The 15,093-nt window shown below is 69.3% G+C and carries 13 protein-coding genes and 2 pseudogenes; 2 read left to right on the forward strand and 13 right to left on the reverse strand.

Going from position 1 to position 15,093, the window contains the following annotated elements:
• Window positions 1–122: 122 nt before the first annotated feature.
• The 3 genes and pseudogenes from J5Y10_RS23015 to J5Y10_RS23025 form a co-directional block, all read right to left on the reverse strand.
• Window positions 123–755 (reverse strand): annotated as a pseudogene (locus tag J5Y10_RS23015) (transposase family protein); the annotation flags it as partial.
• 87 nt (window positions 756–842) lie between these two features.
• A pseudogene (locus J5Y10_RS23020) lies at window positions 843–1,676 on the reverse strand (IS3 family transposase); the annotation flags it as partial.
• On the reverse strand, window positions 1,664–2,023 hold the full coding sequence (locus J5Y10_RS23025) for a transposase (protein ID WP_432761265.1): 360 nt from the start codon (window positions 2,021–2,023) through the stop codon (window positions 1,664–1,666). The gene J5Y10_RS23025 and the pseudogene J5Y10_RS23020, both read right to left, overlap by 13 nt.
• Window positions 2,024–2,110: 87 nt before the next feature.
• Between J5Y10_RS23025 and J5Y10_RS23030 the strand changes: the two genes are divergently transcribed.
• Both J5Y10_RS23030 and J5Y10_RS23035 read left to right on the forward strand, forming a co-directional pair.
• Window positions 2,111–2,332, forward strand: a complete 222-nt coding sequence (locus J5Y10_RS23030; RefSeq protein WP_209376473.1) for a hypothetical protein — start codon at window positions 2,111–2,113, stop codon at window positions 2,330–2,332.
• A 557-nt stretch (window positions 2,333–2,889) separates the two neighbouring features.
• On the forward strand, window positions 2,890–3,831 hold the full coding sequence (locus J5Y10_RS23035) for a replication protein RepA (protein ID WP_209376474.1): 942 nt from the start codon (window positions 2,890–2,892) through the stop codon (window positions 3,829–3,831).
• A gap of 90 nt (window positions 3,832–3,921) precedes the next feature.
• Here the strand turns inward: J5Y10_RS23035 and J5Y10_RS23040 are convergent, their stop codons facing one another.
• From J5Y10_RS23040 to J5Y10_RS23085, 10 genes are all read right to left on the reverse strand, one after another.
• The gene (locus J5Y10_RS23040) at window positions 3,922–5,106 is read right to left on the reverse strand and encodes a ParB/RepB/Spo0J family partition protein (RefSeq protein ID WP_209376475.1); all 1,185 of its coding nucleotides are present in this window, start codon (window positions 5,104–5,106) and stop codon (window positions 3,922–3,924) included.
• A gap of 13 nt (window positions 5,107–5,119) precedes the next feature.
• Window positions 5,120–6,385 (reverse strand): AAA family ATPase, encoded by a 1,266-nt coding sequence (locus J5Y10_RS23045; RefSeq protein ID WP_209376476.1) that lies wholly within the window; start codon window positions 6,383–6,385, stop codon window positions 5,120–5,122.
• Between the two features lie 1,140 nt (window positions 6,386–7,525).
• On the reverse strand, window positions 7,526–8,044 hold the full coding sequence (locus J5Y10_RS23050; protein WP_342452998.1) for an RES family NAD+ phosphorylase: 519 nt from the start codon (window positions 8,042–8,044) through the stop codon (window positions 7,526–7,528).
• Window positions 8,041–8,409: an antitoxin Xre/MbcA/ParS toxin-binding domain-containing protein gene (locus J5Y10_RS23055; protein WP_209376477.1), complete on the reverse strand. Its 369-nt coding sequence runs from the start codon at window positions 8,407–8,409 to the stop codon at window positions 8,041–8,043. The genes J5Y10_RS23050 and J5Y10_RS23055 overlap by 4 nt, the downstream gene beginning before the upstream one ends.
• 254 nt (window positions 8,410–8,663) lie before the next feature.
• The gene (locus tag J5Y10_RS23060) at window positions 8,664–9,641 is read right to left on the reverse strand and encodes a tripartite tricarboxylate transporter substrate binding protein (RefSeq protein ID WP_209376478.1); all 978 of its coding nucleotides are present in this window, start codon (window positions 9,639–9,641) and stop codon (window positions 8,664–8,666) included.
• A 28-nt stretch (window positions 9,642–9,669) separates the two neighbouring features.
• The gene (locus J5Y10_RS23065) at window positions 9,670–10,602 is read right to left on the reverse strand and encodes a tripartite tricarboxylate transporter substrate-binding protein (protein WP_209376479.1); all 933 of its coding nucleotides are present in this window, start codon (window positions 10,600–10,602) and stop codon (window positions 9,670–9,672) included.
• Window positions 10,603–10,606: 4 nt separating this feature from the next.
• Complete coding sequence (locus J5Y10_RS23070) at window positions 10,607–12,769, reverse strand: molybdopterin cofactor-binding domain-containing protein (protein WP_209376480.1); 2,163 nt, start codon at window positions 12,767–12,769, stop codon at window positions 10,607–10,609.
• A complete protein-coding gene (locus J5Y10_RS23075; RefSeq protein ID WP_209376481.1) occupies window positions 12,766–13,239 on the reverse strand; it encodes a (2Fe-2S)-binding protein in 474 nt (157 codons plus the stop codon). Before J5Y10_RS23075 ends, J5Y10_RS23070 begins: the two co-directional genes overlap by 4 nt.
• Entirely contained in the window at window positions 13,236–14,120 is an 885-nt protein-coding gene (locus tag J5Y10_RS23080; RefSeq protein WP_209376482.1) for an amidohydrolase family protein, read from the reverse strand. The genes J5Y10_RS23075 and J5Y10_RS23080 overlap by 4 nt, the downstream gene beginning before the upstream one ends.
• A complete protein-coding gene (locus J5Y10_RS23085) occupies window positions 14,117–15,091 on the reverse strand; it encodes a Bug family tripartite tricarboxylate transporter substrate binding protein (protein WP_209376483.1) in 975 nt (324 codons plus the stop codon). Before J5Y10_RS23085 ends, J5Y10_RS23080 begins: the two co-directional genes overlap by 4 nt.
• Window positions 15,092–15,093 lie beyond the last annotated feature (2 nt).

Genomic DNA, 15,093 nt, shown 5'->3' on the forward strand with positions numbered 1-15,093 from the left:
TCGAGACCGGCAACGACAGCTGGCGGTTCAAGAACCGCGTCTGACTACCCCCTCAGCACGCCTCGCCAGAGGGGTCCCTATTGCGCGCCGATCCGGGGTCCCGATTCCGTGCCGATTGACAGGTCGCGCGAGACCACCCCTATACCGGGGTGCCGCCGAAGCCACGCCTCGGCGGTCGCCATCTCCCGGTCGGGCAGCAGGGCGACGATGCGCCGGCGCTCCAGGTCGCAGACGATCGTCCCGTAGCGATGATTTCGCCGAACCGCCCAGTCATCGATACCGATGACGGAAAGTGGCGCTGCCCGTGGGCGGGCAAGCCGGCGCACCACGCGGAGCAGCGTGTCGTTGCTGACCGGCAGCATGAGCCGCTGGGCAAATCCGGCGCCGGGGCGGCCGCCGAGGGCTAGGCCGAGGTGGTGTACCAGTCCTTCCAGCCGGTCGGTGCGCCGGGCCCGATCCGACCGCACCGCCTTGCCAAACCGCTCGGCGAAGATCCGGCACCGGCAGCCGGCCAAGTCGCAGAGGAAGCGCCGAACGACGAGCCGCAGACGGACACTGCGTCCCGCCCACGGGAGATCGGCCACCTGCCGGACGTAGCGGCTGTGAACACGCTCCGAGAGGGTGCCGCACAGCGGACACGCCGACATCGCCGCCGCGCCCTGGGCCGCGACGACGATCGCGTCCTCGCCGTGAACGACACTCTCCACCACAAGCCCGGTGGGCACCAATGGCGCGACGCCAATCCCAGACCGCATGGCCCGGCCCTCCTGTAATCGCCACAGCAGGCCAGCAGCCAACTTCAGCGAAAGTGAGTTGGAGTGCGCCCCTGTGAGTGGACAGGTTCAGGCTGGTGTTTTGACCGCCTGCTGGGCGTGTTGATCCTCGAACTGCACGGGGCTTAGGTAGCCCAGGGCAGAGTGCAGCCGTCGTGAGTTGTAGACGTCGTCGATGAACCGCGGAAGGTCGGCGGTTACGTCCTCGAAGGTCTCGTAGGCGGCAAGGTAGACGGCCTCCACCTTGAGCGTCTTCATGAAGCTCTCGGCGCGGGCGTTGTCATAGGGGTTGCCCCGTCGGCTCATCGATCCCGTCAGGCCGTGGGCGGCGAGCAGCTCGCGATACGCCTCGGATGCGTATTGCGACCCGCGGTCCGAATGATGAATGCAGCCCTTCGGTGGCGCGCGGTTCCGGATGGCAGCCTTCAGCGCCGCCACGGTGATCCGGGCGTCCATGGAGCGGCTGGTGGCGTAGCCGACCACCTCAGACTGACGCTCCGCGTCTGGCTTGCGCGACCAGGCATCCAGAACGGCGGCCAGGTAGACGAAGCCGCCCGGGATGGCGACGTAGGTCAGGTCCGCGACCCAAAGCTGGTTGGGTCGGTCGGGGACAAGATCCCTGGCGAAGTCCGGAAAGATCGGGCCCTCGTGGTCGCTGTCCGTGGTCACCACGTAGCGGCGCCGTTTCTTCGGCTGCAGGCCGTGCTCGCGCATCAGGCGCCGGAGCTTCTTGCCGTTCACCACGACACCCTGGTGGCGGAGCGCCGCGCCGACCCGGCGGTACCCGTAGCATTCGAACTCGTCACAGATGCCGCCGATCCGGGTCAGCAGGCTCCGCTCCTCCAACGAAACGGGAGCCGCGTCGTAGAAAGTCGACCGGGAGAGCCCCATCAGCTCGCACCCCCGGGCGACGGAGAGGCCAGCGGGCCGGTGACGACGGAGGTACTCGCGCCTTTCGACCGGGGAGCATGCTTCAAAGCCCCCTTTAGCAGCTCGAGCTCCAGCGCCTGCCGCCCGACCATCCGCTCCAGCGCCGCGATCCTGGCCTCGTACTCCTGAATCAGATCAGCCGCCTGGGCGTCCTCATCGAGGGCACCGGCCTCGAACTTGCCAACCCAGATCCGGATCAGCTGGCGCGAGATGTCGTGCCGCTTGGACAAGGCGTGCAGGGTCTCGCCCGCGATGAACTCCTCGGCCACCTGCCGCTTGAACGCGACGCTGTGGGAGCGGTGCCGTGCCATGACTTCCATCCTCCGGAAGCCCAGGCAGGAGGGTCAATCCATTTCGCCCAAACCGTCCACCGGGAGGGGCGCACTCCAATCAGGGGTCAATCTTGGGTGCTGATTGACACGCAGGCCGTGATGGTCGCCATCTACATGGCCGAGAACGCGGCCGTGGCGCTTTCCGCCGGCGCGCCGCACCACGCCGTCCCCACACTCCCGGAGGAGGAGGCCGAGGAGACGGCGCGACGCCTTCTAACCCCGGGCACGGTGGCGCGCGTTTGGGCCGGTCGTGTCACCGGACTGAGCCTGGAGGAGTCGAGCCCACCTGAAAGGTGACCTGGGCAGCAAGCGGCAGAGCAAGGGGCCCTACGGCTCCTTACTTCGCGCTCAGCGTGCCGGCCTCCTGAGGCGCAGGCGAGCTCGCATCTGGTCAGGCGTGCAGTCGAAGGATGGCCATCTGACCAACTGCCCGTCCAGGCTGGCGCTGATGAGCTGAAGCGCCGCCGCCGGCCAGAGGACGCGTCAGCGGTCGGCTCGTGCTCCACTTCCCACAGCTTCGCCAGGAGATGGGGCTGAGCGCGTTGCCGGACCCTCCTGCGCGCCGTCGCTTGCGCAGTGTCCTCCGAGTCGCGACGTCTTGTGGGGAATCCAGTGAGCGGAGTTCCTGTTGAGGAATCCAGTGAGAGGCGGCTTGCACACAGGCCGGGTGAGGAGACGAGTGAGAAATCCGGGGAAACGGGTGAGCGGACCCACCGGGAATCAAGAGCTTGGAAGGCTTATCCCGAGGAAACGGGTGAGGACTCTAATAGAGGAATCCAAATAGCTTTCCCTAGTAGCTGCCCTCACTCCTTTCCTCGGGGACTTCGCTGCCGCGTTGGGGCAGTGTCGGCGACATGGGAACGGTGCATGAGCTGATCGAGGCGAAAGGTCGCAAGGGAGCCATCGAGGCGGGCATCGAGCGCCCCGTCGTCGAGGCCGCTGCCGCATACCTGTCCGACGAGGACAGCGGGCTCGGTTTCGCCTACTCAGGATGGGCCCAGTGCGCCCTGCCGCACAAGCGCCTAGCTGACGATGCGCCCTGGGGCATCGTCAGCGAGCGGGTGAAGCTCATGGTGGAACCCGGGCGGCGCCAGGTGGTGTCCCCGGACGGGGCCCAGAGCTTCGAGTTCATCGGCGTGCCCTTCGGCAGCCACGCACGGCTCATCCTCCTATACCTGCAGACGGAGGCCCTTCGCACCGGTAGCCGCGAGGTCGAGCTCGGGAACTCCATGCGGGGGTGGCTCGCGCGAGTCGGCATTCCCGCCGGCGGGATGACGGGCAAATCGGTGCGGGACCAGGCGGAACGCATCTCTCGCTGCAAGCTGACCTTCGACATCGCCACCGGTGGCCGCGCCTCGGGCCTGGTGCAGCAAACGATCGTCGACCGCGCCCTGTTCATCGAGGCGGACGACGGCGCCGTGCAGGGGCGCCTCTCCCTCGAGACGGCAAAGCTCTCCGAAGGGTTCTTCGAGCAGCTTCGGAGGCATCCCGTCCCCCTCGAGGAGGCGGCCATCAAGGCCCTCTCCAACAACGCGCCCGCGCTGGACTGCTATCTCTGGCTCGCCTACCGGCTGCACGTGCTGAAGGCCGACCGGCTCGTGCCCTGGGCCGCGCTCAAAGCGCAGTTCGGCACGGGGTTCAGCAAGCTCTACCACTTCAAGAACAAGTTCCCGGGCACCCTTGCCCTGGCGCAGGCCGTCTATCCGGCGGCGCGATTCGACGTGATCGACGACGGCGTGGTCCTGAAGCCGTCCCGCCCGCCCGTGGCGCCGCGCCTGATCTCCGCCGCCCGCTGAAGGGGCGCTCACCGGATTCCCCACCTCGGGGAAGGTTTCCTCGCTCACTGGATTCCCCAGATTGAGCGGGGGCCCCTCCCCTCCTCGATGTCAGGCGGCGGTGGCCGAGCGATCCAACTCCTTCTGCAGCTCCTCAAGAATCGTGGGCAGCCGGTCGCTGAGCCGGTCGATCAGGTCCTCGCTGACAAGGTGGTCGAAGCGCACCTGCCAACGCCCTTCGCGGAGGATCGTCGTGGCGATCTGGCGCCGGCCGAGGAAGATCGGGCGCGCGGTGGCCCGTTTCCTGGCGCGGGGCGTCACGACCTGCCGGCGTGCGGCGGCCAGGGCGGTCGAGACCTCCTCCGCCTCCTGCGCGGACGCGTCGCCGCGGGAGGTCCGCTGGGCCAGATCTTGCAGCGAGCGGACGATGCGCTCCTCGGCGCCCGGGTCCGCCGTGAGAACCTCGAGGAGCTCCTTCGCCTTGCGGAAGCTGACCGCACGGGGATTGCGGAAGCTGCGGACCACCGCATCGGGAATAAGGGTGAGCTTCAGCAGGTGCGAGACGAGGGATTTATCTACACCGTAGATGGCGGCCAGCTCGGTTCCGTTGAGCCCGGTCCGCTCCATGGTGTGCGCGAAGTAGCGCGCGCGCTCGAAGGCACTCAGATCCTCCCGGTGGTGGTTCTCGCTGAAGCGGGCGGCGAGCATGCCCTCGTCAGTGAGGTCCCGCACACGGGCCAGGACAGTGATCCCAAGCAGCCGGCAGGCCGCCAGACGGCGCTTGCCTGCGGCGATCTCGTAGACCTCGCCAGGGGCGGAACCGGGCTTCGGGCGGACGAGGATCGCGAGGTCCTGGCCGCGCTGCCGGATGTTCTCGGCGAGGCCGGCGATCTCGTCCGAGGAGTAGGCGACCTCGAACCGGTCCGCCGGGAGGGTGTCCTCGATGCGTGCGGGATCGATGTAGCGAAACTCGGCCAGGGCCTGGCCGGGCGCGGCGCTGGCGATCACGGCCTTCAGCCGGTCATTCTCGGCGAGGGCTGCCTCCAGCTCCGCGCTGGCGGTCCGCGTCTCCTGCGAGCCGCTGGCCTTGGCGGCGGCGAGGGCCGCCTCGGCGCGCTGCAGTTTGGCCTGCGCGCGGGAGAGCTTCTCCTGCAGCGACATCTCGACCCTGTCGAAGGCGGCGAGCGGCGCGAAGGGCTGGTCGGGCGCGGTGCCCTCCGCGATCTCATCCTCGGTGAGCTGACTCGTGATTTCTGCCATGCTGCGACGCATCGCGCGCTGTGGACGCTGTGCCATGCCCTCCCCTCCCCTACTCAGCGGCCACGCCATAGGATTCATCGGCCGCCTCCTGTGGCTTGCGACCCCAGAAGCTCAGCACTTCCGCCTCGATCACGCTTCCCACCGCGTCCATCGCGGCGACCGCGCGCTTGTACGAGCGATCCTCACTCTTGGCCGGGACATACTCGTAGAGCGTCCACTTCATGTTGCCGGCGGAACCGAGCGCGCTCGTCTCGACCATGGGTTGCCGGATCATCAGTGGCCCGAGGACGAGGTTCATGCTGTCCACCACCTCGGTCTGCGGGCGGCTGGTCGCGACGTAGCGATTGACGAGGACACGGAGGAACGCCCAGCCGCGCCAGACCTCCTGGCCGTACATCTTGAGGAGGCGCCGTTCCGTGACGGCGAGGAAGGCCATGAACTCCGTCATGGACTGCAGGTCCATGTTCGTCGCGAGCACGGGAACGATGAGGCCATCGGCCGCGCTGAACGCGTTCACCGACAGCATGTTGATGTCGGGACGGCAGTCGAGGATCGCCACGTCATAGGCATCGCTGACGTGATCGAGGAAGGCGCGGACCTCGCGGTGCCAGTCCACTTCCGTCATCGGGGCGTGCATGTTCGGCATGGAGCGCTGCTTCAGGATGTCCTCCGAGCTGTGGAGGACGGCGCTTGCCGCGACGAGGTCGATATTGGGCCAGTAGGTGTGCCGGATCGCGTCGGCCGCGGCAGCATCCTCCTCACCTTGGGAGCGGGCGATCCAGCCGTGGATCGAGGTGCCCGCCGGCAGGACGTAGCCGTTCGCGTCGCGGCCGACATGGCGGGCCGGGTCAATCCCGAAGAGGGCCGTTGATGAGGCCTGGGCATCCAGATCGACAATGAGAACGCGATAGCCCCTCAGCGCGAGGAACTGCGCGAGGTGCACCGTCGAGGTGGACTTGCCGACGCCGCCCTTGAAGTTCGTGTTCGCGACGACGCAGAGGCTGTCACCCTGTCGACGGCCTAGTCTGTACTTCTGGTTCCCCGTGTTCTCGTGGAGCCAACGACGGGCCGCAATAATCTCCTCCAGGGTGAAAACGCGGCTTTTTCCCAGGAGAGTTCCTTGCGGGAAGCTGTCCGCGCTGCTGACGCGATTGCGGAGGTGGCTTTCGGTGATGCCGAGGAGAGATGACACCTCCTTCGAGGTGAAGCTGCGGAGGGACTTCTCGCGCTTGTTGTTGTTCTGATCGGCGATGATGGCGGATTGCTGGCTTCGAAGACGCTTCGCGATCCCCTCGAGCGTTCCGTACCAGGTCATCCGATCCCCTCCATCTCGTGCTACTGACCGCCCTGAAAGCGCATTCTGATCTATCGGCTTTGGATATGCGCTTATGAGGGCGATGATCCCCAATGGCGCGCGTATGGACCATCATCTATTTCGATAGCGCTTGGCAAGGCTGGACTTTGGTAAGATGAGGGATAATCAGACCCGACGAGAGTTGTGCATGATCAGTGTTGCCAGGAAGCATCGCCGGCCCCCTTCCGGAGTATGGGGTCGGCCAGTTGAACGCGTTCAACAGGGCGGCTTGCCCCAGCAGGCTTGGGGCCAGTTCTCACGTCTAAGAGTTCGCTTTCCGTTCTAGCGTGGTGTGAACTCTGAGTTAATCTAGACCCGCAGTTTCGCCTCCCTTCTACCCCTCCTCCTTCTCAGCACGACATGGCTAGTTGAACGCGTTCAACTCACCGCACGGGCTCGCATTCTGGTTGTAGGGTGACCGCAACAAACTGCGTAACGGCAACTGGTGGGGCGCGATCAAACCTCGGCGCGTCTATTAATTATAGGCTGTCGCGTTGTCCTATCAGCTATGCGGTTGATCTCTCGCACAGGAGGATGGTTCGGTTAACAACCCTGGCTGCGGGGTCTTCCATATCTTTGATGATAGGTAACTATGTGAGCCGCGAGGACCAACTGACTTGTTCACGGCGCCCAGAATCTGTCATCCTTGGTTGAACGCGTTCAACTCGCTTCGGTGAGAGGCGGCCTTTTATGGCGTCAGCATAACAGCCCGGTCTGGATCTCACGGCGACAGGCACGGAACTTTTTTGGCCGGTTGTCCCTAATGCCCCAAGATGCTTAGCGGAACGCCAGCGAAATCGGGTGCCGCATTGCCACTTTTGTTACGAGTGTAGCTCCTGATGCCAAGACTACCAGAGAAGCGCGAGGCGAGCATCGCTTTGAGGAACTATGCCCGCTCCTCCTAGGAGGCAATTTGCCGAACTGTCTTGCGTCGGTCTGAGCAGAGCAGGTCACTCCCTGCCGAGACCAGCTGGCAGTCTGCAGCGGTCAACCCGGATCAACAGCAACGACACAAAAAAGGAATATAGTCCGGAAATCCGATGCTGATTGGAAGCCGAACAATCATAGAACTAGAGTCTGCTGGTTACCTCACGCACGAACCTACAACCAAGATCGTTGATTCCGCGGCAGCCGTCCTTCGTCATCGATCACCGCAATCCGGTGTGGAACAGCATCGCCCCAGTGCCAAAAGATGACATTCCGGTCGCCCTCGGTCGCGCCTGGACCAAAGCTCGGCACGATGATCGCGGCTGTTCCCGCATCGATCAGCCGTCGTGCCACCCGCCAACTTGGTGGCTCTGCGCCGCGAAGTGCCAGGTCCTCCCACGGACAGGCAAGGTCCGTCAGTCCGATACCCAGGTCCGAACGACTGCCAGGATCCGTGAGGTCGGCGACATCGTCACAATCGACCTCATAGGTGCAGATAGTCAGGGGCTGCGTCTTGAACGCGAAGCCCTGCTGTGCCTCGCGCCAAGCCGTTTCCATGCGCCAGGAGGTATACAGGGCGGCAACCCCGACAGGATTGAAGCGGCCCCCAAAGCGGGCTGCGCCGTCGCCGGATATAGGGGTGAAGGCCCAGCGAGGATTGTGGGCCCGATAGACGAGCCGCCTCAGCCTCACGCGTATCCGCCGACCGCAATCCGATCGAGATAGCGTTTCACAGCTTCGGCCCGGCCCTCCTTCACAATGGCCTCCGCCGTTTGATCTCCGAAGGAGGGGAGGGGCTGCGACCGGTACCAGGCAAAGGCAAGCTGCGGGGAGCCGGCCCAGGGACGGACGCGGTTCAGGATCTCGACGATATCGCGCAGGCGCGATTGGGTTGCCGGGGAGCGGGCCCTGGTCGTCTTGGATACGGCGTCGCGGGAAAGGCCTGCCGCGAGGGCAAGTTCGCTGCGGGTGATGTGCAGAAGGCCGCTTAGGCGGTCGATGGCAACATCGCCGGTTTCGGTGGCCGTCTGGTCAAGAAAGGCGAAGCTCGTCGGCATAGGCCACCGCCTCACAGGATGCCTCGGATCGGGTCACTATATGAGGCAGGTACCAGGCGGTGCCAAGGGTGCTTTCGATCCGGGCCGAGCACCGCCCGGGGTGCCGGGCAGGCGGTGGCGGTCGATCAGGTCCGGCCTTCGCATTGAAGCCAAGGGCGTGAGAGAGGCCATGACCTGTGGACACCCATCTCGCCGCATCCGGGGCCAGTCCCGGACTGGAAGCCTGTCGATGCACGGGCGGAGAAGCGGCGGCGTTACTCGGGTTTCGCGCCCGAGAGCCGCACGGCCTCTCGCCAGCGCATAACCTCCGCCGCGATGTATCCCGTGAACTCCGCCGGGCTCATCGGTCGCGGAGCGGCCGCTTGCTCCGCGAGCGCGCGTCGCACATCCGGTTTCCCGAGCATCCGGATGAGGATGACAGAGAGGCGCTCCACGATCGCAGGAGGTGTTCCGGCCGGCGCGGCCAAGCCATTGCCGCCGGCGCTCTCGAAGCCCGGCATGCCCGCCTCGGCCGTGGTCGGCACCTCGGGCAGGGCGGGAAGCCGCTCCGCCGAGGTGACCGCGAGGGCGCGCACCTGCCCCCCGCGCACCAGCGGCACGGCGGAGGGCGAGGTGGCAAAGGTGAGCTGCACCTGCCCGTTCACCACGTCCGTCAGCGCCTGCGGCGCGCCGCGATAGGGGACGTGCACCATCCTCGTGCCGGTGGCGGTGGCAAAGAGCTCCGCGGTCAGGTGCGGCTGGCTGCCGCTGCCGGGGGAACTGTAGTTCAGCATCCCCGGCCGGGCGCGCGCGTAGGCGATCAGCTCCTGCAGCGTCGTCACCGGCAGGGCAGGGTTCACCAGGACCACCTGCGACACGGCGGCGATGAGGCCGATGGGCGCGAAATCCCGGAGGACGTCGTAGGCGAGCCGTCCCTCGAAGAGGCCGGCATTGATGAAGTGGATGGTGGAGATCAGGAGCAGGGTGTAGCCGTCCGGCGCGGCCTTCGCGACGAGCTCGGCCCCGATATTGGCGGCGCCGCCCGCCCGGTTATCCACGACGAAGGGCTGCCCCGTTTCCGCCGCCAGCTGCTCGGCGGCGAGCCTGGCGAGAATGTCCGAGGTGCCGCCGGGTGGGAAGGGCACGACGATCCGCACGGGGCGGTTCGGATAGGCGGGCTGCGCGCGCGCGGGAAGGGCCGCGAGACCCCCCAGCGTCGCCACGGTGGTCCGGCGCGTCCATTCCCTGTTCATTCGTTCCTCCCCAGCTCGGCCTCTCGCGTCAGCCCGGCGGGCTCTCCCGCAACAGGCCCAGTTCCCGCAGCGCGTCGGTCATGCTGGCGTCCTCCTCCCGCAGGAAGCCGCGCAGGGCCTCGCCGGTGAGGAAGGTGTCGGACCAGTGGCGCCGCGCCAGCTCCTCGCGCCAAGCCTCGCCCGCGGTGGCGGCCCGCAAGGCCTCTTCCCAGAAGGCCGACTGCTCCGGAGACAGGCCGGCGGGGCCGATCACGCCGCGCCAGGGGCCGGCGACGAGGTCCACCCCCTCCTCCCGCCAGGTCGGCACCCCGGCATAGACGCCCTCCATGCGGGCAGGGGCCGAGACGGCGAGGCAGCGGGCCGTGCCCGCTGTCAGCTCCGGCACCGGACTGGCCGCGGTGATGACGCCGAGCTCCGCATGCCCCGCCAGCACATGGGCAATGGCGTCGCGCGCGCTGTCGAACACGGCGATGCCGAGCGCGCCCACCTCGCCGCCCGCATGGCGGGTCAGATGGGCGAGGGCGATGTGATTGGCGTTGCCGATCGCGGTGGCGAGGGCGATCGGCAGGCCGGCCGTGTCCGTACCCAGGCGGCGCAGCAGCGCGGCCGCATCCGTGATGGAGGAATCCGGGCGCACGATGAAGGCCAGGTGCTCGGTGTAGAGATTGCAGAGCGGGGTAAGGGAGTCCCAGGCCAGCCCGCTGACGCCGAGCGCCCTGTTGCTGAGGATGGTCGGGGAATTGATGGCCAGCCGGTGCGCCTCCCCCGGGTGGCGCGCCAGATCGTCCCAGGCATTGCCGCCGCCGCGCCCGGGGATGTTGACGAGGCTCATCGGCGCCCCGACCAGCCCCTGCTCCGCCAGGATCGCCAGCAGCGCGCGGGCCGGCCGATCCTGCCCGCCGCCCGCGGGCGTGCCGGCCAGCAGCACCACGTCCCGTTCCGGTGTCCAGCCCATCGTCATCCTCTCAACCCATCGCCAGCGCGATGTTCTCCGCCGTGAAGGGAAGGGTGCGGACCCGCACGCCCAGCGCGTCGTGGATCGCGTTCGCGATCGCGGCCACCGTGGGCCCCGTGGCGCACTCGCCCGTGCCGAGCGGCGGCTCCTCCGGCCGCGGGATCAGCCGCACCTCCACCGTCGGCACCTCGGAGAAGCGCAGGATGGGATAGGTCTCCCAGCTGTTGCTCGTCACCGCGCGCCCGTCGAAGGTGACCCTCTCCTTCAGCGCGATGGAGACGGCCTGCACGGCGCCGCCCTCGATCTGGTGTGCGGCGCCCTCGGGGTTCACCACCTCGCCGGCATCCGCCGCGATCCAGAGGCGGCGGACGCGCACCTCCTCCTCCGCCTCCACCTCCGCCACCACGGCACACCAGGCTCCGCTGCCCTTGTAGCGGGCGAAGGCGAGGCCGCGGCCGGTTCCCTCCCCACGCCCGGGCGGCGGCGCGCCGGCCATCGCCAGGGCCGCCTCGATCACGGCGTGGGCGCGCGGATCGTCCAGATGGGCCAGGCGGTACTCCACCGAATCGCGCCCGGCGGCCTGTGCCAGCTCGTCCATCACGCTCTCGATCGCCAGCACGTTCGCCATGGCGCCCAGCGCACGGAAGGAGGAGGTGCGGAGCGGCATCTCCAGCCAGCGATGCACGCGGACCGAGAGGCCGCCCGTGCGGTAGAGCGGCACGGCGTTGCGGTCCGCGCCGCCGCCGCCGGCCGGTGCCGGGTTCAGCGCGACCGGGGCAGGGAAGGGGGCCGCGAGGTGGCTGGCGGCCAGGAGCGAGGGGGTCTCGGCGCAGCCCGGCCGGCTGAGATGGCCGTTGCCGTACACGTCCTGCGCCCAGGAGAGCAGCGTGCCGTCCTCTGCCACCTTCGCCTCCACCGCAACGAGGTTCGCGGCGGCGAAGGGCGCCCAGCCCAGCTCGTCCTCCCGGCTCCACTGCACGCGCACGGGGGTGCCGGGCATGGCGCGGGCGACGAGGGCCGCGTCCAGCGCCACGTCATCGGCGCCGTTGTGGCCGTAGCAGCCCGCGCCCTCCCGGTGGTGCACCACGATCCGCTCCGCCGGCAGGCGCAGCGCCAGGCCGAGATCGCGGCGCAGCGCGAAGATGCTCTGCGAGTGCGACCAGACCTCCAGCCCCGCTTCTGACATGCGTGCCACGGCGCAGCAGGTGCCGATGGAGGCGTGGGCGATGTAGGGGCGGAAGAACTCGGCCCTGAGGGTGCGCGCGGGAGCCACGCCGGACCCTGGCCGGGCGGCGATGCCGGCGGTCTCCACCGCGTCGGCGCGGAAGCGCTGCGGCAGCTCCCCCGCCGGCGGCAGCGTGTCGCGCTCCGCCCAGCGGGCGCGCGCGGCCAGGCGGGCCGCGGCCGCGGCGGCCTCTGCCTCACTGGCGCAGACGATGGCCAGGAAGCTGCCATCGACCACCAGCCTGGCGCTGGCCGGCGCCTCCGGCACGCCCTCCAGCCGCGCCCCGCGGGAGGGAGGGCGGACGATCCGGGCGAAGGCCATACCGGGCAGCCGCATGTCGTGCAGGAAGCGCGGCACGCCGAACACCTTGTCCGGCAGGTCCAGCCTCGGTGCGGAGGTGCCGGCGACGCGGCGCGCGGCGGCGGGCTTTGGCGCCACGTCGTGCGGCGCGGCGCATTCCAGCAGCGCGGAGCCGGCCTCAGCCCAGTAGGAGCCGATGGCGCGACCATCCGGTGCCAGGAAGGTGCCGTCCTCCACCCGCAGCGCCTCCAGCGGCACGCCGCTGCGCTGCGCGACGACGCCGAGATGGATGGCCCGCGCGGCCGCGCAGGCGTGGCGCAGCGCCAGCCCGCTGTCCTGCACGGAGCGGCTGCCGGAGGTGACGCCCTCGTTCGGGCTGTGGTCCGTTGCGGCCGCCTGCACTGAGACGCGGGCGTAGTCCACGTCCAGCTCGTCGGCCGCGATCTGGGCGAGGGCCGTGAGGATGCCCTGGCCGATCTCCACCTTGCCTGGGGTGACGACCACGCGCCCCTCGGGCAGCAGGCGCAGCCACTGGGAGAGGCGCCGGTTCGTCTCCAGACTGCCCGGCAGCTTCGGCGGGGCAGGGGGCGGGCCGACATCGGCGCTGCGCGGCGGCGCGGCGCCGGGTGCGGGACGGGCGCCGCTCATGCCGGCACTCCCCGCATGGCGGCGGCGGCACGCAGCACGGCGCGGATGATGCGGTTATGCGCGCCGCAGCGGCAGAGATTCCGGTCCAGCGCCGCGCGCACCGCCGCCTCGTCCGGATCCGGGTTCGTCTCCAGCAGCGCGGCGGCACTGACGAGGATGCCGGAGAGGCAGTAGCCGCACTGCCCGGCCTGCTCCGCCAGGAAGGCCTCCTGCAGCGGGTGCGGCGCGGTGGGCGTGCCCAGCCCCTCCACGCTGAGCACGCGCCGCCCCGCCACCGCGTCCAGCGCCAGGGTGCAGGAGGGCACCGCCTTCCCGTCCAGCAGCACCATGCAGGCGCCGCAGGCCTCGGCACCGCAGCCCCAGCGCGTGCCGAACAGGCCAAGGCCGTCGCGCAGGGCATGGACGAGCGGCGTCTCGGGCGGCAGGTCCAGGGCGACGGCGGCGCCGTTCAGCTCGAAGGCCACCGTCATGCGTCGAAGCCGTAGAGGGCCGCGGGGTTCTCCACGAGGATGCGGTGGCGCAGCGCCTCGTCCGGCACCCACTCCGCCAGCAGGTCCAGCAGCGCGCCGTCGTTGGGCATCACGCCCTTCAGCATCACGTGCGGCCAATCGGTGCCCCAGACGATCCGGCCCGGCGCCGCCTCCACGGCCGCGCGCGCCAACGGTGCCACGTCGGCATAGGGTGCCCGGTGGGCGGAGGAGAGGCGGTTGGGGCCGGTGAGCTTTGCCCAGCAGACGCCGTCCCGCAGCAGGGCCAGGAACTCGCGGTAGCCCGGGTGCTCCAGCGCGACGGCGGCGGGCGTGTAGCCGATATGGCCGACGCAGACGGGAACCGGCAGGCGGCGCGCGATGGCTGGGAAGTCCGGGCTCTCATGGACGTGCACCAGTAGCTCCGCGTGCCAGCCCAGCGGCCGCACGCGCGCCGCCACCGCCTCCAGCGAGGCGAGGGAGCGGAAGGGCATGCCACCCTTGTCCACCAGGTTCACGCGGAAGCCGCGCACGCCGCCGGCGTGCAGCCGCTCCAGCTCCGCATCCATGACCTCCTCCGTCACGGAGGCCACGGCGCGCAGGCGCGCGGGATCGGTGGCGACCGCGTCCAGGATGGCGCGGTTGTCCGTGCCGTGCACGCTCGCCTGCACCAGCACGGCGCGGGTGATGCCGAGCGCCGCGTGGAGCTTCCGCATCTCCGCGGGCGGCGAGTCCGGGGGCGTGTAGCCGCGGGTGGGCTGGTAGGGGTAGCGCTCCGCCGGGCCGAAGACGTGCAGGTGGCAGTCGCAGGCCAGCGGCGGCACGGCGAAGGAGGGGGCGCGGGGTTCGCGGTCCGGCGCGGCGCAGAGTGGGGCTTCGCTCATCCGCCGCCATCCAGCTGCGCGCCGGAGACCCGGACCAGTTCGCGCCATTGCGGGATCTCCTCCGCCACGAAGGAGCGGAGCGCCTCCGGCGCGCTGGGATCGGGCTCGGCGCCGATCGCGGCGAGGCGCTCGCGCGCCGGGGCGCCGTTCAGGCCGCGCGTCATCGCCGCGTTCAGCCGCTGCACCGTGGCTGGGGGAGTCGCTGCCGGAGCGACGAGGCCGAAATACTGGGTGGCGCGGTAGCCCGCGAGCCCGGCCTCCTCCATGGTCGGCACGTCCGGCAGCGCGGCCGCGCGGGTGGTGTCCGCGACCGCGAGCGCCACCAGCGTGCCGCGGTTGATGTGTTCCAACAGGGTCGAGGCCGGCTCGAACATCATGTCCAGCCCCTGGCCGCCGATGAGGTTCGTCACCGCCGGCGCGCTGCCCCGGAAGGGGATGTGCGTGATGTCGGTGCCGGCCTTCTGGTTGAACAGCACGCCCGCCAGGTGCATGGCCGTCGCGGTGCCGGCGGAGCCGAAGTTGAGCTTGCCCGGCCGCTGCTTCGCCAGCGCGATGAGCTCGGCCACGCTGTGCACCCCGAGCTCGCGCCGCACGGCCAGCACGATCGGCACGTTGGCCACCTTGCCGACGAAGGCGAAGTCGCGCAGCGGGTCGTAGGCCAGCTTCGGGTAGAGGCTGGGATTGATGGCTAGCACGCTGGTATTGGCCATCAGCAGGGTCTGGCCGTCCGGCTCCGCCCGCACCAGGCGGTCGGCGGCTTCCAGCCCGCTGCCGCCACCGCGGTTCTCCACCACGACGATCCCGCCCAGCTCTGCCCGCAGCGCCTCCGCCAGCACGCGGGCCACGCCGTCCGCGGTGCCGCCGGGCGGCGCCCCGACGACGACGACCAGGGGCCTTCGCGCCTCCTGCGCCAGGGCCGGGGCCGCCAACGCGGCGATGGATGCGGCGAGGGCCGCGCGACGTTGCAGCATCC

It is taken from the genome of Roseomonas indoligenes (genome assembly GCF_017813365.1).
Lineage (GTDB): Bacteria > Pseudomonadota > Alphaproteobacteria > Acetobacterales > Acetobacteraceae > Roseomonas > Roseomonas indoligenes.